Annotated in this window: 18 protein-coding genes; 13 read left to right on the forward strand and 5 right to left on the reverse strand. The window is 75.0% G+C overall.

Annotated features, from left to right (window positions below):
• The first annotated feature begins 40 nt into the window (after positions 1-40).
• The 9 genes from ACQP2H_RS22040 to ACQP2H_RS22080 all read left to right on the forward strand — a co-directional run bounded on the left by ACQP2H_RS22040 (position 41) and on the right by ACQP2H_RS22080 (position 8,287).
• The gene (locus ACQP2H_RS22040) at positions 41-1,438 is read left to right on the forward strand and encodes a ferredoxin reductase family protein (protein WP_219463973.1); all 1,398 of its coding nucleotides are present in this window, start codon (positions 41-43) and stop codon (positions 1,436-1,438) included.
• A gap of 19 nt (positions 1,439-1,457) precedes the next feature.
• Entirely contained in the window at positions 1,458-1,976 is a 519-nt protein-coding gene (locus ACQP2H_RS22045; RefSeq protein ID WP_433228694.1) for an FMN-binding protein, read from the forward strand.
• Positions 1,973-2,797, forward strand: a complete 825-nt coding sequence (locus ACQP2H_RS22050; protein WP_363818528.1) for an FAD:protein FMN transferase — start codon at positions 1,973-1,975, stop codon at positions 2,795-2,797. The genes ACQP2H_RS22045 and ACQP2H_RS22050 overlap by 4 nt, the downstream gene beginning before the upstream one ends.
• Before the next feature lie 59 nt (positions 2,798-2,856).
• A complete protein-coding gene (locus ACQP2H_RS22055) occupies positions 2,857-3,345 on the forward strand; it encodes a YbaK/EbsC family protein (RefSeq protein ID WP_219463977.1) in 489 nt (162 codons plus the stop codon).
• Positions 3,342-4,061, forward strand: coding sequence for a monooxygenase (locus ACQP2H_RS22060; RefSeq protein WP_219463978.1), 720 nt, complete (start codon positions 3,342-3,344; stop codon positions 4,059-4,061). Before ACQP2H_RS22055 ends, ACQP2H_RS22060 begins: the two co-directional genes overlap by 4 nt.
• A gap of 10 nt (positions 4,062-4,071) precedes the next feature.
• Entirely contained in the window at positions 4,072-4,641 is a 570-nt protein-coding gene (locus tag ACQP2H_RS22065; RefSeq protein ID WP_219463979.1) for a GNAT family N-acetyltransferase, read from the forward strand.
• Entirely contained in the window at positions 4,638-5,564 is a 927-nt protein-coding gene (locus ACQP2H_RS22070; RefSeq protein WP_357535325.1) for a carotenoid biosynthesis protein, read from the forward strand. The genes ACQP2H_RS22065 and ACQP2H_RS22070 overlap by 4 nt, the downstream gene beginning before the upstream one ends.
• A 100-nt stretch (positions 5,565-5,664) precedes the next feature.
• Positions 5,665-6,789 carry a glycosyltransferase gene (locus ACQP2H_RS22075; protein ID WP_357535742.1) on the forward strand — a complete coding sequence of 375 codons (1,125 nt, stop codon included), beginning with the start codon at positions 5,665-5,667 and terminating at the stop codon, positions 6,787-6,789.
• A gap of 10 nt (positions 6,790-6,799) precedes the next feature.
• Positions 6,800-8,287 carry a phytoene desaturase family protein gene (locus ACQP2H_RS22080; protein ID WP_219463981.1) on the forward strand — a complete coding sequence of 496 codons (1,488 nt, stop codon included), beginning with the start codon at positions 6,800-6,802 and terminating at the stop codon, positions 8,285-8,287.
• Between the two features lie 35 nt (positions 8,288-8,322).
• Here the strand turns inward: ACQP2H_RS22080 and ACQP2H_RS22085 are convergent, their stop codons facing one another.
• Entirely contained in the window at positions 8,323-9,012 is a 690-nt protein-coding gene (locus ACQP2H_RS22085; RefSeq protein ID WP_208569760.1) for a CDP-alcohol phosphatidyltransferase family protein, read from the reverse strand.
• Positions 9,013-9,056: 44 nt separating this feature from the next.
• Positions 9,057-9,974 (reverse strand): methylenetetrahydrofolate reductase [NAD(P)H], encoded by a 918-nt coding sequence (gene metF / locus ACQP2H_RS22090; RefSeq protein WP_219463984.1) that lies wholly within the window; start codon positions 9,972-9,974, stop codon positions 9,057-9,059.
• A 284-nt stretch (positions 9,975-10,258) separates the two neighbouring features.
• Here metF and ACQP2H_RS22095 point away from each other — a divergent pair, with 284 nt between their 5' ends.
• Both ACQP2H_RS22095 and ACQP2H_RS22100 read left to right on the forward strand, forming a co-directional pair.
• Positions 10,259-10,921 carry a helix-turn-helix domain-containing protein gene (locus tag ACQP2H_RS22095; RefSeq protein WP_433228697.1) on the forward strand — a complete coding sequence of 221 codons (663 nt, stop codon included), beginning with the start codon at positions 10,259-10,261 and terminating at the stop codon, positions 10,919-10,921.
• 34 nt (positions 10,922-10,955) lie between these two features.
• A complete protein-coding gene (locus tag ACQP2H_RS22100) occupies positions 10,956-12,038 on the forward strand; it encodes a polyprenyl synthetase family protein (protein ID WP_363818540.1) in 1,083 nt (360 codons plus the stop codon).
• 215 nt (positions 12,039-12,253) lie between these two features.
• On the opposite strand, the gene ACQP2H_RS22105 is transcribed toward ACQP2H_RS22100, so the two are convergent.
• Positions 12,254-12,643 (reverse strand): Rv2175c family DNA-binding protein, encoded by a 390-nt coding sequence (locus tag ACQP2H_RS22105; RefSeq protein WP_208568675.1) that lies wholly within the window; start codon positions 12,641-12,643, stop codon positions 12,254-12,256.
• Positions 12,644-12,786: 143 nt separating this feature from the next.
• Here ACQP2H_RS22105 and ACQP2H_RS22110 point away from each other — a divergent pair, with 143 nt between their 5' ends.
• Both ACQP2H_RS22110 and ACQP2H_RS22115 read left to right on the forward strand, forming a co-directional pair.
• On the forward strand, positions 12,787-14,775 hold the full coding sequence (locus tag ACQP2H_RS22110; RefSeq protein ID WP_357535329.1) for a Stk1 family PASTA domain-containing Ser/Thr kinase: 1,989 nt from the start codon (positions 12,787-12,789) through the stop codon (positions 14,773-14,775).
• Positions 14,772-15,635 (forward strand): deoxyribonuclease IV, encoded by an 864-nt coding sequence (locus ACQP2H_RS22115; protein WP_219463991.1) that lies wholly within the window; start codon positions 14,772-14,774, stop codon positions 15,633-15,635. Before ACQP2H_RS22110 ends, ACQP2H_RS22115 begins: the two co-directional genes overlap by 4 nt.
• A gap of 209 nt (positions 15,636-15,844) precedes the next feature.
• On the opposite strand, the gene ACQP2H_RS22120 is transcribed toward ACQP2H_RS22115, so the two are convergent.
• Both ACQP2H_RS22120 and ACQP2H_RS22125 read right to left on the reverse strand, forming a co-directional pair.
• Positions 15,845-16,819, reverse strand: coding sequence for a threonine aldolase family protein (locus ACQP2H_RS22120; RefSeq protein WP_433233627.1), 975 nt, complete (start codon positions 16,817-16,819; stop codon positions 15,845-15,847).
• A 124-nt stretch (positions 16,820-16,943) separates the two neighbouring features.
• On the reverse strand, positions 16,944-18,350 hold the full coding sequence (locus ACQP2H_RS22125) for a class II 3-deoxy-7-phosphoheptulonate synthase (protein WP_208568678.1): 1,407 nt from the start codon (positions 18,348-18,350) through the stop codon (positions 16,944-16,946).
• Positions 18,351-18,360: the final 10 nt, after the last annotated feature.

Raw genomic sequence — 18,360 nt, forward strand, 5'->3', positions numbered from 1 at the left:
TGGAACGCATGAGTGAAGGACCCGCCGGAACGCCCCGCGGATGAGCGCCACCGTCCTGGACCGGGGTACCCCGCGCCGGCCGTTGCCCACCGCCCCCGGCTGGTGGGCCGACCTGGCCGGCAGCGCGGCGGTGCTCAGCCTGCTGGTCGTCGTCGCGCTCTGGACCGCCGACCGGGGGGTGCAGGAACTGCTCTCCGGGGTGGCCACCGGCCTCACCTCCGCCGGCCGGCTCACCGGCCTGCTCAGTGCCGACCTGATGCTCGTCCAGGTGGTGCTGATGGCCCGGGTGCCGCTCGTCGAACGGCGCTTCGGCCAGGACCGGATCGCCCGCTGGCACCGGCTGGCCGGCTTCACCTCGTTCCACCTGCTGCTGGCCCACGTGCTGCTGACCACCCTGGGGTACGCCGGCACCGCCCGGGAGAACCCCGTGACGCAGCTCTGGCTGCTGGTCACCGGGTACCCGGGGATGCTGCTGGCCACCGCCGCGCTGGCACTGCTGGTGCTGGTGGTGGTCACCTCCGTCCGGGCGGCCCGCCGTCGGCTGCGCTACGAGTCCTGGCACCTGCTGCACCTGTACGCGTACCTGGGGATCGGGTTGGCGCTGCCGCACCAGTTGTGGACCGGCGCGGACTTCGTCTCCTCGGCCGCCGCGCGGGCGTACTGGTGGACGGTGTACCTGGGGGCGCTGGGCAGTGTGCTGGTGTTCCGGCTCGGGCTGCCGGCGTACCGCTCGCTGCGGCACCGGGTCGAGGTGGCCGCGGTGGTCCCCGAGGCGCCCGGCGTCACCTCGGTCTGGTTGCGCGGGCGGGACCTGGACCGGCTGCCGGTCCGGGCCGGGCAGTTCTTCGGCTGGCGCTTCCTGACCGGCCCCGGCTGGTCCCGGGCGCACCCGTACTCGCTGTCCGCCCCGCCGACGGGCGACCTGATGCGGATCACCGTCAAGGACCTCGGCGACGACAGCTCCCGGGTGGCCACCCTGCGACCGGGCACCCGGGTGCTGTTGGAGGGCCCGTACGGGCGGCTGACCGGGCAGCACTGGCGCGGCGGCGGGATCACCCTGCTCGCCTGCGGGATCGGCGTCACCCCGCTGCTGGCCCTGCTCCGGGAGCTGCCGTACGCACCCGGGCAGGCGGTGCTGCTCTACCGCGTGCGTACCCAGCAGGAGCTGGCCTTCCGGGCGGAGCTGGAGCGGCTCGCGGTCGAACGCGGGGTGTCGGTCCACTACCTGGTCGGTCCGCGCGGCCGGCAACCCTCCTGGCTGCCCGGTTACGCGGCCGGGCTCCCGGACGCCGAGGCGCTGCGCCGGCTCTCCCCCGGCATCGCCGACCACGACGTCTACCTGTGCGGCCCGGACGGCTGGGTCGACGCGGTGCAGGCCGCGACCCGGGCCGCCGGGGTGCCCGAGCGGCACGTCCATCACGAACGCTTCGCCTGGTGACGGGCGGGAAGGGGGAACCGTGCGACGGATCACCATCTGGCTGCTCTCCACGGTGACCGCCCTGGTGCTGCTGTTCAGCTACCGGACCAGCACCATGGGCGTCGGCGGGGGGACCAGCGCCGTCGCCGTCGACCGTGGCGGCACCACCCCCGGCTCCGGGGACACGCCCTCCGGCACCGACCCGGGCTCGGGCGTGCCGGGCGGAGACACCGGCGAGGGTGGAAACACCGGCGACAGCGCAAGCACCGGCGACAGCGGCGGCGGAAGCTACGACGGGTCGGTGGCGCAGACCCGGTGGGGGCCGGTGCAGGTCCGGATCACCGTGGCGGGCGGGCGGATCACCGACGTCACGGCACTCCAGGTGCCCGACGGCAACTTCCGGGACCAGCAGATCAACGACTACGCGGTACCGATCCTGCGGCAGGCGGCGCTCACCGCGCAGAGCGCCCGGATCGACACCGTGTCCGGGGCGACCGTCACCAGCGACGGTTACCGCGAGTCCCTCCAGGCCGCCATCGACGCGGCGTACCTGAAATGAGCACGCCGACGGGCCGGACGGCGGAGCTGGACCGGCGGGCCTGGGTGGTGCAGGTGATGGGGCTGCCGGTGAGCGTGCACCTGCGCGGCCCGGACGTGCACGACGACGCGGTCGCCGCCCGGGTGGAGCGGTTCTTCACCTGGCTGGGCGCGATCGACGCGACGTTCAGCGTCTACCGGTCGGAGAGCGAGATCGGACGGCTGGCCGGGCGGGAACCCGATCCGGCCACCGCGAGCCCACTGGTGCGGGAGGTGGCGGAGCTGTGCGAACTGGCCCGGACGCGCACCGGCGGCCGGTTCGACGCCCGGCGGCTGCCGCTGCCCACCGGCGGTGCCGGCTACGACCCGTCCGGGCTGGTCAAGGGGTGGGCGGTGCAGCGGGCGGCCGGGTGGCTGGCCGACCTGGCCGGGCACGACCTCTGTCTCAACGCCGGTGGGGACGTGCTGCTGCGCGCCGAGGCGGACCGGCCGGCCTGGCGGGTCGGCATCGAGGACCCGGACCGCCCCGGCCACCTGCTGGACGTGCTGGACCGGCGCGACGGCGCGGTCGCCACCTCGGGCACCGCCCGGCGCGGCGCGCACATCGTGGACCCCCGCACCGGCCGACCGGCGACCGCGCTGCGGTCGGTCACCGTGGTCGGACCGGAGCTGCTCTGGGCCGACGTGTACGCCACCGCGGCGATGACCCGCGACGCCGACGACGCACTGACCTGGCTGACCGGCCTGGCCGACCACGAGGCGCTGCTGGTGACCGCCGACGGCCGGATCCGGGCCACCGGGCACTGGCCCGGCACCCGTCCCGGGTCGCCGCCCGCCCGCTGACCCGCCACGGTGGGCGGCCGGCTGCGGGGTGTCGGGGCGTACCGGGGAGAATGGGCCGCATGCAGTCACACCCGAACGTGCAGGCGGTGCAGCGGGCGCTCGACGAGGCGGGCGCGCGGGACGGTTCCGGTGCGGCCAGCCGGGTCCGTCTGCTACCCGAGGCGGCGCACACCGCCGCCGCGGCGGCCGACGCGCTCGGCGTCGACGTCGGCGCGATCGCCAACTCGCTGGTCTTCGAGGCCGACGGCACGCCGCTGCTGGTGCTCACCTCCGGCGCGCACCGGGTCGACACCGCCGGCCTGGCCGCCCAGCTCGGGGTGACCCACCTGCGCCGGGCCACCCCCGACTTCGTCCGGGAGCACACCGGCCAGGTGATCGGCGGGGTCGCCCCGGTCGGCCACCCCGGGCCGCTGCGCACCCTCGTCGACACCGCCCTGACCGGGCACCCGCAGGTGTGGGCCGCCGGTGGCGTACCGCAGGCGGTCTTCCCCACCACCTACCCGGAGCTGCTGCGGATCACCGGCGGCACCCCCGCCGAGGTGGCGTGAACACCACCCCGGAGCTGGTCACCCTGCACGTGTGGCGGGTGCCCCGGGCCGCCGTCGGTCGGGCGTTGGCCCGGATGGCCCGGCATCCGTGGCAGCTGCGACGCACCCCCGGCGTACGGTTCGGCAAGCTGCTCGGCACCGGGACCGGCACCGGCTTCGGCCCGGGGGACGCCGACCTGACCCGGTGGGCGGCGCTGGTGGTGTGGGAATCCCCCGCCGCGGCGGCCGGCTTCGACGCCTCCCCGGTCGGCCGTTCCTGGGCCCGGATCGCCCAGGCGTCGGCCCGGCTGGAGCTGCGCCCGGTGACCAGCCGGGGCGAGTGGTCGGGCCGGCGGCCGTTCGGCGATCCGGCGGGCGGCCGGGTCGACGGGCCGGTGCTGGCGCTGACCCGGGCCCGGCTGCGCCCCCGCCGCGCGCTCACCTTCTGGCAGGCCGTCCCGCCGGTCGCCGCCGCACTGCACGCCGCGCCGGGGCTGCTCGCCCGGTTCGGTGTCGGTGAGGCCCCGCTGGGTTGGCAGGGCACGGTCAGCGTGTGGCGCGACCCGACGGACCTCGTGGCCTTCGCGTACCGTCACCCGGAGCACCGGGCGGCGATCACCCGCACCCCCACCGAAGGGTGGTACGCGGAGGAGTTGTTCGCGCGCTTCGAGGTGCGCGCAGTGGTCGGTGACCGGTCGGTGCTGGGATGGGTCGCCGACGGTGATCCGCAACCGTGAGAGGACGCGCATGAGGTTGGTGCGGTGGACGCCGGAGGATCTCGTCCGGCGGCTCGACGACGTGGTCGCGGTGTACGGGGAGGCGATGGGCTACCGCAGCGACCTGCTGGAGGCCCGACGCGGCTACATCGCCACCCACGCCCGCCGGCCCGGGTTCCGCGCCGTCGCCAGCCTCACCAGCGAGGGCCACCTGGCCGGCTTCGGGTACGGCTACCTCGGCGCGGGTGGACAGTGGTGGCACGACCAGGTCTACCGGGCGCTGGACCCGGACGCCCGGCAGCGCTGGCTGACCCACTGCTTCGAGGTGGTCGAGTTGCACGTCCGGCCGCCCGCGCAGGGGCACGGCCTGGGTGCCCGGCAGCTCACCGCCCTGCTCAGCATCGCCGAGGGCGGCACCACCCTGCTGTCCACCCCGGAGGCCGACGAGCGGACGTCGCGGGCCTGGCGGCTCTACCGGCGGTTCGGCTTCGTCGACGTGCTGCGGCACTTCCGCTTCCCCGGCGACGAACGGCCGTTCGGGGTGCTCGGCCGGGACCTGCCGCTGCCCCGACCCGACACGTCCGGCCCGGCCTCGTCGTGACCCGCCGGCACGTCCCGTGGCTGCTGCTGGCCCTGCTGGTGCTGATCCAGATCTGCTACCCGCTCACCACCGGGGTCACCCGGGCCCGGCTCACCGTCGCCACGGTCGTGCTGGGCTACCTGCTGTCGGTGGGGCACGCGCTGCTCACCCGGGGTGCCCGTACGGCGGCGGCGCTGGTCGCGGTGGCCACCGGCGGCGGGTTCGCCATCGAGGCGCTGGGGGTGGCGACGGGCTTCCCGTTCGGCAGCTACGACTACTCGGGGGAGTTGGGGCCGAAGCTGGCCGGGGTGCCGTTGATCATCCCGCTGGCCTGGACCTGGATGGCCTGGCCCGCCTGGCTGGCCGCCGTGCGGCTGACCACGCCCGCCGGCCAACTGACCACGCCCGCCGGCCGGATGCCCGGCACCGCGCCGCCCGCCGGCCGGATGCCCGGCACCGTGTCGACCACCGGTCGGACGCCCGGCACCCTGACGCCGGCGGGGCACGTCGGGCGGGTGGCGTTGGCCACCGTCGGGCTGGCCGGCTGGGACCTCTTCCTCGACCCGCAGATGGTTGCCGAGGGCTACTGGGTGTGGCGCGACGCCACCCCGGCGCTGCCCGGACTGCCCGGCATCCCGGTCAGCAACTACCTGGGCTGGTTGCTGTTCGCGGTGCTGCTGATGAGCGCGCTGCGCCCGCTGGCGGGGCCGGCCGTCGCGGTCACCGGCTCCCGCGACGACCCGATGTTCGCCCTCTACCTGTGGACGTACTTCTCCAGCGTGCTGGCGCACGCGGTCTTCCTCCGGCTGCCCGCCTCGGCGCTCTGGGGTGCGGTGGGCATGGCGGTGGTGGCGGTGCCGCTGGCGGTGACCCTGCTGCGCGCCCGCCGACGGCCCGCCGACCGGCCGGCACCGCAGCGGCGCGGCGTCGACACCCCGGCATGAGCGGCACCCGCCCCGGCCGACCCGCCCCGCCACCGCGCCGGCACCCGACGCCGGGACGACGACCGCACCCGGCCTGGTCGGTGGGGGTCCGGCGGTGACCGTGGTTGCGCTCGTGCTGGCCGTCGCGGTGACCGCGCTGACCGCGCACACCTGGGTCAACGCCCGGTACTGGCTGCGCCGGCCCGCCGACGGGCCGGTCGGGGTCGACGAGACGGTGGCGGTGCTGCTGCCGCTGCGCGACGAGGCCGACCGGGTCACCCCGTGCCTGCGCGCGCTGCTCGCCCAGCAGGGGGTGCCCGGCCTACGGATCGTGGTGCTCGACGACGGTTCGACCGACGGCACCGCCGGGGTGGTCCGCGCGGTCGTCGGCGACGACCCCCGGGTCACCCTGCGCACCGGGGTCACCCCGCCACCGGGCTGGCTGGGCAAGCCGTACGCCTGCCACCAGCTCGCCGGGCACGCCGGGCCGGACGCCACCGTGTACGCCTTCGTCGACGCGGACGTGGTGCTCACCCCGTACGCGGTGGCGGCGGCGGTGACCGAGCTGCGCGCGGCACGGGCGACGCTGCTGTCGGCGTACCCGAGGATTCTGGTGCGGACGGTGGGTGACCGGCTGGTGCAGCCGCTGTTGCAGTGGTTGTGGCTGACCTTCCTGCCGCTGCGCGCGATGGAACGCTCGCCGCGGCCGTCGCTGGCCGCCGCCGGTGGGCAGTTCCTGCTGGTGGACCGGGCCGGCTACGAGCGGGCCGGCGGGCACGCCGCGGTCGCCGACCGGGTGCTGGAGGACATCGAGCTGGCCCGGGCGGTGAAACGCGCGGGCGGCCGGATCGCGCTGGCCGACGGCTCCCGGCTGGCCGCCTGCCGGATGTACGAGACCTGGCCGCAACTGCGCGACGGCTACACCAAGTCGCTCTGGGCCACCTTCGGCCACCCGGGGGCCGCCGCGACCGTGGTCGCCGCGCTGCTGCTGCTCTACACCGCGCCGCCGCTGCTGGCGGTGGCGGCGCTGGCGGCGGGTTCGCCGTCGGCCGCCGGGCTGGCCCTGACCGGGTACGCGGCGGGAGTCGCCGGGCGGGTGGTCGCCGCCCGCGCCACCGGCGGCCGGGCCTGGCCCGACGCGCTGGCCCACCCCGGCTCGGTCGTGGTGCTCGGTTGGCTGACCCTGCGGTCGTACCATCTGCGGAAGCGGCGTCGCCTGTCCTGGCGTGGCCGCCCGGTCAGCTAGGAGGCGCGGCATGGCGCGGATCGTGGTCATCGGCGCCGGCGTGGGCGGGCTGGCCACCGCCGCCCGGCTCGCCGTCAGCGGGCACGAGGTGACCGTCTTCGAACGGTCCGACACCGTCGGCGGCAAACTCGGCAGGTACGTCCACGACACCCCGGCGGGCAGCTTCCACTTCGACACCGGGCCGAGCCTGCTCACCCTGCCGCAGGTCTTCCACGACCTGTTCGAGGCCACCGGCGCGAAACTCGACGAGTACCTCGACCTGACCCCGCTGGACCCGATCGTGCGGCACGTCTTCCCCGGCGGCGGGCCGGCCCTCGACTCGTGCGCCGACCCGGACGAGTTCGCCGCCCGCATCGGCGTCGCCCTCGGCGACCGGGCCGCCGCCGACTGGCGGCGGCTGTGGCGGCGGGCCGCCCGGGTGTGGACCGCGTCGCACCGGGACATCCTGCGGCGTACGGTCGACTCGCCGCGCGACCTGGCGGCGCTGGCCTGGCGGCTGGGTGACCTGGCCGCCATCGGGCCCGGCCGTACCCTGCGCGGGCTGGGTCGCAGCCACCTGTCCGACCCCCGGCTGCGGATGCTGCTCGACCGGTACGCCACCTACACCGGCGCGGACCCGCGCCGGGCCCCGGCCGCGCTGGTCGCCGTCCCCTACGCCGAGCTGGCCTTCGGCGGCTGGTACCTGCGCGGCGGGCTGGGCACCCTGGCCGACGCGCTGCTCTCCCGCTGCCTGGACCTGGGCGTGACGGTCCGCACCGGGGAGACCGTCACCCGCATCGACGCCGCCGGTGGCCGGGTGCACGGGGTACGCCTCGCCGGGGTCCACGCGCCCGTCCCCGCCGACGTGGTCGTCGCCAACGCCGACGCGCTCACCGTCTACCGGGACCTGCTGCCGCACCCGGGCCGGCTGGCCGCCCTCACCGACCGCAGCCTGGCCGGTTTCGTGCTGCTGCTCGGGGTACGCGGCGACTCCGGGCTGGCCCACCACAACGTCTTCTTCCCCACCGACTACGACGCCGAGTTCGACGCCGTCTTCGGTGACCCCGGTCGGGGGGTGCGGGCCCGACCGGCGACCGACCCGACGATCTTCGTCACCGTGGCCGACGACCCGACCGCCCGCCCGACCGGGCACGAGGCGTGGTTCGTGCTGGTCAACGCCGCCCGCCACGGCACCGCCCCGGACGCCGTCAACTGGCGTCGGCCGGGGCTCGCCGACGCGTACGCCGACCGGATCCTCGACGTGCTCGCCGCGCGGGGGGTCGACGTCCGCGACCGGCTGGTGTTCCGCGAGACCCGTACCCCCGCCGACCTGGACGCCGCGACCGCCGCGCCCGGCGGGTCGATCTACGGCACGGCCGGTGGGCTGCTCCGCCCCGCCAACCGGGGGCCGGTGCACGGGTTGTGGCTGGTCGGCGGCTCCACCCACCCCGGCGGCGGCCTGCCCATGGTCACCCTGTCCGCGCAGATCGTCGCCGACGAGATCGGCCCCGCCTGGTAGGCCCCGCCCCTGCCCGGCCCGTCGGGGCGGGTGGGTCAGCCGGCGTCGAGCAGGGCGCGGCGGACGGTGGACAACAGCTGCCCCAGGCCGAAGCCGGCCAGCAGCACCCAGACGGCGGTGGCCATGGTGATGGTGCCGGCCGTCAGGTCGAGGTCGATGAGCCCGGTCAACCCGGCCAGCAGCAGCCCGACCAGGGCGACGCAGACCCGGGTGGGCCGCTCCCCCACGGTGACCGCGCCGATCTCCCGCATCCCGGCGGCGACCGCGCGGGCCCGCACGTACTCGTGCAGCCAGGACAACGCGCCGGCCGCGACGACCAGCGCGCCGGGCGCTCCGATCAGCCAGAAAGCCGCCAGCCAGGCGATCTCACCGAGCCGGTCGGCGACCGAGTCGTAGACGTAGCCGAGCCGGGTGGTCCGGCCGGTGGCGACCGCGACCGCCCCGTCGACACTGTCGGCGACCGAGGCCAACAGCACGAACAGCGCGCCGACGATCGGGCCCTGCGCCGACCGGACGCTGAACAGCGGCACGCACAGGCAGAGCAGCACCCCGCCGACGGTCACCGCGGTCGGGGTCACCCGCAGCCGTCCCAGCACATAGCCGACGTGGTACGCGAAACGCAGCCAGGCCCGGACCACCGGCGCCGCGACCCGGGGGTCGAAGCCACCGTGCAGCCGCGCCCACGCGGTCGCGTACTCGTCCCATTTCAGCTGTGTGCCCACCATCGGTCAACCGTCGCGGCCTGGTCGAGGTGTCGGGGTCGACGCGTTCACACCCGGGCGTCGGCCCGCAGGCTGCGCCACACCTCCCGGGTCGCGGGAGAACGGTTGAGGGTGATGAAGTGGATGCCGGGCACCCCCTCGTCGAGCAACCGGGCGCACATCTCGCTGGCCTGTTCGATGCCGAGCCGGCGGACCGCCTCCGGGTCGTCGGCGACCCGGGCGAACCGCTCGGCCAGCGCGGGCGGGAAGGGCGCTCCGGACAGCTGCACCGAGCGTTCGATGGTGCCGATCTGGGTCACCGGCATCACCCCGGCCAGGATCGGGGTGTCGCAGCCGGCCGCCGCGACCCGGTCGCGCAGCCGCAGGTAGTCGTCGGCGTCGAAGAACATCTGGGTGATGGCGAACTCCGCGCCGGCCCGACACTTACGCACGAAGTGCGCGGTGTCGCTGTCCACGTCGGCCGAGCGGGGATGCTTGTAGGGGAAGGCGGCCACCCCGACGCTGAAGTCGCCGGCCTCCCGGACCAGCCGGACCAGGTCCTCGGCGTAGTCGACGCCCTCCGGGTGCCGGATCCACTCCCCTCCCGGGTCACCGGGCGGGTCCCCACGGACGGCGAGCACGTTGCGCACCCCCACGCCGGCCAGCCGTCCGATCACGTTGCGCAGCTCGGCGACGGAGTGGTTGACGGCGGTCAGGTGGGCCATCGGCAGCAGCGTGGTCTCGGTGGCGATCCGTTCGGTCACCGCGACGGTGGTGTCCCGGGTCGAACCACCGGCCCCGTAGGTGATCGACACGAACGACGGGCGCAACGACTCCAGCTCCCGGATGGCCTGCCAGAGCAGCCGCTCGCCCTGCGCCGTCTTGGGCGGGAAGAACTCGAACGAGAACGTCGGCTGGCGGTCGCGGATCAGCTCCCCGATCGCCGGCTGGGGATTGGGAAGGACAGAGGGAAGACCGAGCGCCACGTGACGACTCTAGCGGGCGACCCGGCCCGACCCCACGCACTTCCCACCAGAGCATCGACACCCGCCGAAACCCGGCCGACCGACGCCGTCGCCACGCGGCGGCGCACGTCGTACCCCCGGGGTGGAAACGTCGTACGCCGGGGGTAGAACGGACGGGCGCGGGTGGCGTCGGTCGGTGCCGACGCCCGGGGTCACGCGCGGGGGTCGGCCACCGTGACCGGCGGCATCCCGGCCGTGCTGTGGGGCGGACGGGCATGGCCGCGTCGACACCCACCGGAGGACCGATGACCCCGTCCGACCCGAGCCTGCTCGGGCCGCTGATCACCCAACTGCGGCTGGCCCGTGGGTGGAGCCAGCAGCGGCTCGCCGACGAGCTGTGCGCCACCGCCGGCACACCCACCCTGACCCGGCACGAGGTGTCCCGGTGGGAACGGGCGGTACGGGTGCCGGGCGACCGCTGGCGACGGCAGCTCGCCGTCGTCCTCGACGCTCCGATCGGGTCCCTGGCCGGCGGCCCGACCCGCGACCGGCAGGCCGCTCCGACCCAGCGGGCCGACCCGACCCGGCGAGCCACTCCCACCCGGCAGGCCGACCCCACCCGGCAGGCCGCTCCCACCCGGCGAGCCACTCCCACCCGGCGAGCCACCCCGACCCGGCGAGCCACTCCGAAGCCGACCCGGGCCGGCAACGCCGCCCCGGGTCGATGGATCGAGCCGGGTCCGGACGGGCCGACACCGCAGCGGCGGCGGACCGGTCCGACGCCGGGCAAGGGACCGGGGTCGGGCGGCGGTCCCGTGTCGGGCAACGGACCGGGGTCGGGCGGCCGTCCCGTGTCGGGCAAAGGACCGGCGTCGGGCAACGGTCCGTCCCGTCCGGCGGGACACCCCGGCCGCCCGGTCGGGCGGGGTCGGGGTGGCGACCGGGGTGACGCGCCGAGCCGCTGGTGAGGCGGCGGCGGTGGGGACCGGCTAGCGTCGTGGCGTGACCCACGCTGCTCCCGTCTCCCCTGTCGACCGTGCCGGCCTGCGGCAGCGCGTCGACAAGGCGCTGACCGAGTTCCTGTCCGGCCGGCGCAGCTGGATGGCCGGCATCGACGAGGCACTGGCCCCGATCGCCGAGTCCATCGAGGGGTTCGTGCTCGGTGGCGGCAAGCGGCTGCGTCCGGCCTTCGCGTACTGGGGGTTCCGGGGTGCCGGCGGGGTGGACGCCGACCCGGTGGTGACCGCCCTGGCGGCACTGGAGTTCTTCCAGGCCAGCGCGCTGATCCACGACGACCTGATGGACCGGTCGGACACCCGGCGCGGTGAGCCTGCGGTGCACCGACGGTTCGCCACCCGACACCGGGCGTCCGGCTGGCACGGTGATCCGGACAGCTTCGGCGACGCGGCGGCGATCCTGCTCGGTGACCTCTGCCTGGTCTGGTCCGACGAGCTGCTGCACTCCGCCGGACTGGCCCCGCACACGGTGGCCCGGGCCCGACCGGTCTTCGACGAGATGCGCGGCGAGGTCACCGTCGGGCAGTACCTCGACGTCCTCACCCAGGCGACCGGGGAGGTCTCGCTGGAGCGGGCCGGCAAGGTGGCCCGGTACAAGTCGGCCAAGTACACCGTCGAGCGGCCGTTGCTGCTCGGCGCTGCGCTCGCCGACGCGTCGCCCGACGTGCGTACCGCCTACTCGGCGTACGGGTTGCCGCTCGGTGAGGCGTTCCAGCTCCGCGACGACGTGCTGGGGGTGTTCGGCGACCCGGCACAGACCGGCAAGCCGGCCGGGGACGACCTGCGCGAGGGTAAGCGCACCTACCTGGTGGCGGCGGCGGTGGAGGTCGCCGACGAGGCCGGCCGGGACCTGCTGCTCAGCCGGCTCGGCGATCCGGAGCTGGACGAGGACGGGGTGGCCCGGCTCCGCGAGCTGATCAGCGCCACCGGCGCGTTGACCCGCACCGAGCAGCGCATCGTCACCCTCACCGACACCGCCCTGGCCGCCCTGGCCGGCGTCGACCTCGACACCGAGGCCCGCCAGGCCCTGGTCGACCTGGCCATAGCCGCCACCCGCCGCGCCGACTAACCCCCTCCCCCTCCCCCGCCTCCCCCGCCTCCCCTCCCCGCCCGCCCCGCCCCGCCCGATCACGTTGATCAAGAGGTTTCGGTCACGAATGGGCCGTCAGATGACCCAAACCTCTTGATCAACTGACCCAAACCTCTTGATCAACGCGGGCGGGGGCAGGGGGGTGGGGGGTGGGGGTGGGGGTGGAAGGGGCGAGGGGTGGGGCGGGGGTCGGGCTAGAAGCCGAGGGCCTGGGCGCGGCGTTTCACCTCGCGGGCGTGGTCGCCGCCGAGGGTGACCGCGCCCGTGCCGCCGGAGAGGGTGTCGTCGGGCTCGTAGAGCCAGCGCAGGGCGGCCTCGTCGTCGTAGCCGGCGTCGGCGAGCAGGTTGAGCACGCCGGGCAGGTGCTTGAGCACCGTCTTGTTGGCCACCAGATCGGCGGGGATCCGGCGGACGCCGTCGCGACGGACGGCGATCAGCTCGCGGTCCCGGATCATCTGGTGGACCTTGCTGATCGACAGGTCGAGCCGCTCGGCGACGTCGGGGAGGGTGAGCCACTCGGCCGGGTCGCGGGGGCCGCCGAGGTCGCTGTCGGCAGGCTGGTCGGCGGGTACGGAATCGGTCACCGGACCACCCTGCCACGTCACCCGGCCACCCGTGCAGCGGCACCCCGTCGGGCCTGGGTGAGCGCGCCGGGACGGACCGGCGGGGACCCCGGCTGTAGCATCCTGTTCAACCTTCACCCTCAGGACACATAGACTCCCTGCCGATGGACATACAGGTCGCCGACACGTTGCTGGGCTCGCTGCTCGACGGGCGCTACCGCATTCGCGGCCGCGTGGCCCGTGGCGGCATGGCGACCGTGTACACCGCCACCGACGAGCGCCTGGAGCGTACCGTCGCGGTGAAGATCATCCACCCGTCCCAGGCCGCCGAGGCGCGGTCGCGGCTGGCGGGCTTTCCGGACCGGTTCACCGACGAGGCCAAGGCCATCGCCCGGCTGACCCACCCCAACGTGGTCGCCGTCTACGACCAGGGCACCCACCAGGGGCTGCCCTACCTGGTGATGGAGTACGTCCGGGGTCGCACCCTGCGTGAGGTGCTCGCCGAACGCCGCCGGCTGAACCCCGACGAGGCGCTTGCGATCATGGAGCAGATGCTCGCCGCGATCGCCGCCGCGCACCGGGCCGGACTGGTCCATCGTGATGTCAAGCCGGAGAACGTGCTGGTGGCCGAGGCGCCCACCGGCGGGGTCGCCAATCTGGTCGACAGCGTGGTCAAGGTCGCCGACTTCGGCCTGGCCCGCGCGGTGGAGGCCAGCGCCGAGGAGGGCGACGGCAACCAACTGATGGCGACCGTCGCGTACGTGGCGCCGGAGCTGGTCACCGACGGACGCGCCGATCCCCGTACCGACGTCTACTCGGCCGGCATCGTGCTGTTCGAGATGCTCACCGGCCGGGTGCCGTATGACGGGGACCGCCCGGTCGACGTGGCCTGGCAGCACGTCGACCGGGACGTCCCGGCCCCGTCGGTCCTGGTGCCGGGCCTGCCCCGGGTGCTCGACGAGTTGGTCGCCCGGGCGACCCGACGGGACCCGGGCGCGCGTCCGGCCGACGCGGGCGCCCTGCTGGCCGAGGTGCAGGTGGCCCGGGACGACCTGGGCAACCCGAACGCGCACACCGCCGTGCTGGGTCGGGTGGCCGAGGAGTTGCCGGCGGTGGCCCAGCCGACGATGGTGGTCGCGGCGGTCACCCCGGTCACCCGGCCGACCTGGGCGCGGCTGCCCGAGCCGGCCACCCCGCAGCGCCCGCACCGACGCCGGGCCGCCGAGAGCGCCGGCCTGGGGTCCCGCCTGGCGGAGCTGCGTACCCGGGTGATGGGCACCCCGCGCGGCCGGCTGTCGGTGGCGGCGGCCGTGGTGGTGGTCGGCCTGCTCGCCGCGATGGGCGGCTGGTGGGTGGGGGTGGGCCGGTACACGGTCGCGCCGCAGCTGGTGAACCTCAGCCGGGCCGACGCGCAGGCGCAGGCGGACCGGGCGGGTTTCCAGCTCGACTTCGCCGCGCCGCGCTACGACGAGAAGATCCCCCGCGACGGGGTGGTCGCCCAGGACCCGGGTTCGGCCGCCAAGATCCTCAAGGGTGGCACCATCACGGTGACCCTCTCCCTCGGCCCGGAGCGGTTCCCGCTGCCGGACGTCGTCGGCAAGGAGTTCGGCCTGGCCGAGGCCGACCTGACCGGCGCGAAGCTGGTGGTCGCCAAGGGCAGCCCCCGCTATGACGACAACCTGCCGGCCGGGGTGGTGGTGGACACCAACCCGAAGGTGGGCACCGAGGTCAAGCCGGGCACGAAGGTGACCGTCATCCTCAGCCGGGGCCGCGCCCCGATTACCGTGCCCGACCTGGTCGGCAAGAGCCTCAACGACGCCCGGTCCGCGTTGTCCCGGCTCGGGCTGGTGGTGGCCGAGACGACCTACAAGGAGTCCGACAAGCCCCGCGACGAGGTTCTCGGGCAGAGCCCGGCCGACGGTGCGGGCGTGGAGAAGGGCACCAAGGTCAAGCTGGAGGTCAGCAAGGGCCCGCCGCAGGTGACCGTCCCACGGGTCGTCGACCTGCCCTGCCAGCAGGCCAAGCAGCAGTTGGAGGGGGCCGGGTTCACGGTGAACGTCCAGTTCAACCCCAACGGCACCGTCCGGTTCCAGAACCCGGGCGAAAACTCGCAGGTGCCGCCGGGCACCCCGGTCACCCTGGGCTGCCTGTGAGCACCCGCCGGCCGGTCGGCTCGCACACCCCCACCTCGGGTGGGCTGGCCAGGGCCGCCCTGCCGTACGTGGACGCGGCCGGCTCCCAGGTGGTGCAGGTCTACGTCGCCAACTCGCGTGGCTGGGCGTTGCCGCCGGGCGACCCGGCTCAGGACGCACTGTTCGCCGAGGGTTGCGCCGCCCGGGGCGTGCCCGTCTACATCCACGCGTCGCTGCTGGTGAACCTCGGCTCGCCCACCCCGGCGACGGTGGAGAAGTCGACGCAGACGCTGGCGCACGCGCTGCGCCGGGGGCGGGCGATCGGCGCCCGGGGCGTGGTGTTCCACGCCGGTAGCGCGGTCGACGCCGGTTACGCCGAGACCGCCCTGCGGCAGGTACGCGAGTCGCTGCTGCCGCTGCTCGACGAGATCACGGCCGGCGGCGGTCCGCTGCTGCTGGTGGAGCCGAGCGCCGGTGGCGGCCGGTCACTGGCCTCCCGGGTGGAGCACCTCGGCCCCTATCTGGACGCGGTCGACCGGCATCCGGGGCTGGGCGTCTGCTTCGACACCTGCCACGCCTGGGCGGCCGGGCACGACCTGGCCGTGCCGGGCGGCATGACGGCGACCCTGGACACCCTGGTCGCCACGGTGGGGGCGGACCGGCTGAAGCTGATCCACGCCAACGACTCCAAGGACCTGTGCGGCTCCACCCGGGACCGGCACGAGAACATCGGCAAGGGCAACATCGGCGAGCCCGCCTTCGCCGAGCTGATGACCCACCCGGCGACCGCCGGCGTCCCCGTCGTCGTGGAAACCCCCTCGGACAAACACGAGGGCCACGCCACCGACATAGCCACCCTCACCCGCCTCCAAACCCCCTGACCCCCACCCCCGCACGCCCTCCCACCCGCCGCCCCCCACCCGCCGCCCCCGACTCGCCGCCCCCGACTCGGCGTCCCCGACTCGCCGTCCCCGGCGATCAAGAGGTTCGCGTCAAGTTTGATCTCCAGGCTGACGCAAACCTCTTGATCAACGCCCGACGGCGCGGAGGGTGCGGAGGGTGGAAGGGTGCGGGCAGCGCCGGTGGGAGGTCAGGGGGTTAGGAGGTGGGGGAGGATCTTGGTGGCGTGGTCGATGGCGGCGTCGTCGAGGTCGAGGTGGGTGACCAGGCGGGCGGTACGGGGGCCGAGCACCGACAGCAGCACCCCCTCGGCGCGGGCGGCGGCGGCCAGGGCCCGCGCGTCGAGCCGGTGCCCGGTCAGGTCCAACGGGACGATGTTGGTGCGTACCGGACCGGCGAGCACCCCGCACGGGGCGAGCGCCTCGGCGAGCCGGGCGGCGCGGGCGTGGTCGTCGGCGAGCCGGTCGAGATGGTGGGCCAGGGCGTACCGGCCGGCGGCGGCGAGCACCCCGACCTGCCGCATCCCGCCCCCCATCCGCTTGCGCAGGAACCGGGCCCGGTCGATCCGCTCGGCGCTGCCCACGACCAGCGAGCCGACCGGTGCGCCGAGGCCCTTGGACAGGCAGACCGACAGGGTGTCGAAGAGTGCGCCGTACTCGTGCAGCGGCACCCCGTCGGCGACGTGCGCGTGCCAGATCCGGGCGCCGTCGCAGTGCAGGGCGAGACCGGCGGTGTCGGCGACCCGGCGCAGCTCCCGCAGGGTCGCCAGCGGGATCACCCCACCACCACCCCGGTTGTGGGTCTGCTCCACGGCGATCGCCCGGGTCGGCACCGCGAAGTAGCCGTCCGGCCGGATCATCGCCGCCACCATGCCCGGGTCGAGGTCCGCGCCGACGGCCGGCCAGGTCCGGGTGGAGATCGCACCGTACGCCGCCGCCGCGCCGACCTCGTACGTGACCACGTGCGCGTCGGCGTCGCAGAGCAGTTCGTCACCCGGTGCGACGACCAGTTGCAGGGCGATCTGGTTGGCCATCGAGCCGGTCGGGGCGTAGAGCGCCGCCTCGTGCCCGAAGAGCGCGGCGACCTCGGCCTCCAACGCGTTGACCGTCGGGTCCTCGGCGTAGACGTCGTCGCCGACCTCGGCGGCGGCCATCGCTTCGCGCATTCCGGCGGTGGGCCGGGTCACCGTGTCGGAGCGCAGGTCCACCAGCGGGCCCGGGTCGCCGGGGCGGCCGGAACGCGCCGGGCCCGGCCCGCCCGTCGGGTCACCGGCGAGGTCGGCCGGATGGTCAGCCACGGAGCATCTCCGCGACCAGGAAGGCCAGCTCCAGCGACTGCTGGGTGTTAAGCCGGGGATCGCAGGCGGTCTCGTACCGGCCGGGCAGGTCGAGGTCCTCGATGCCCTGGGCGCCGCCGAGGCACTCGGTGACGTCCTCACCGGTCAGCTCGACGTGGATGCCGCCGGGGTGGGTGTCCAGCCCCCGGTGCACCTCGAAGTAGCCGAGCACCTCGTCGACGATCCGGTCGAAGTGCCGGGTCTTGTAGCCGTTCGACGACTCGTGGGTGTTGCCGTGCATCGGGTCGCACTGCCACACCACCTTCGCCCCGGCGGCGGTGACCTTGGCGACGATCGGCGGCAGCGCGTCGCGGACCTTGTGGTTGCCCATCCGGCTGATCAGGGTGAGCCGGCCCGGGATGTTCTCCGGGTTGAGCTTCTCGCACAGCTCGATCGCCTCGTCCGGGGTGGTCGTCGGGCCGAGCTTCACCCCGATCGGGTTGGCGATGCGGGAGATGTAGTCGATGTGCGCGCCGTCGAGCTGCCGGGTCCGCTCGCCGACCCACAGGAAGTGCCCGGACAGCCCGTACGCCCGGCGGTCGGAGACCCGGGTGAGCGCCCGGTCGTACTCCAGGGCCAGCGCCTCGTGGGAGCAGTAGAGGGTGACGGTACGCAGCGCGTCGTCCTCGGTCATCCCGCAGGCCCGGATGAACGCGATGGCCCGGTCGATCTCCCGGGCGATCGCCTCGTAGCGCTCCCCCGCCGGGGAGTTCTTCACGAAGCCCTTGTTCCAGTCGTGCACCGCGTGCAGGTCGGCCAGTCCGCCGGCCAGGTAGGCGCGCAGCATGTTCATCGCGGCGGCCGAGTTCGCGTACGCCCGGATCATGCGCTGCGGGTCGGCGACCCGGGCGGCCGGATCGGCCTCCAGCGCGTTGATCATGTCGCCGCGGTAGGCGGGCAGGCCCCGGGCGTCGGTCGGCAGCGACCGGGGCTTGGTGTACTGGCCGGCGACCCGGGCCACCTTCACCACCGGCAGGGACGCGCCGTAGGTGAGCACGATCGCCATCTGGAGCAGGGTGCGGGCGTTGGCCAGCAGGTGGCTCTCGGTGTTGTCGGCGAAGGTCTCGGCGCAGTCACCGCCCTGGAGCAGGAACGCCTTGCCCTCGCAGACCAGGGCGAGCTTGCGCCGCAGCTGGTCGACCTCGTAGGGGGCGACCACCGACGGCACGGTGTCGAGCACCTTGCACACCTCGGCGACCTGGGCCGGGTCGGACCACGGCGGGGTCTGCTGACGGGGCAGTTCGCGCCACCGGTCGAGGCCGAGCGCGGCGTCCTCGGCCGAGTCGACGGTGGGGCGGCTGGTCTGCAGCCCGGGGCTGCTCACGGCGGGGTAGCTCAGCTGATGCCACTCATGGCGCATGGGAGAAAGC

It is taken from the genome of Micromonospora sp. CA-248260, assembly GCF_050942205.1.
Classification (GTDB): Bacteria; Actinomycetota; Actinomycetes; order Mycobacteriales; family Micromonosporaceae; genus Micromonospora; species Micromonospora antibiotica.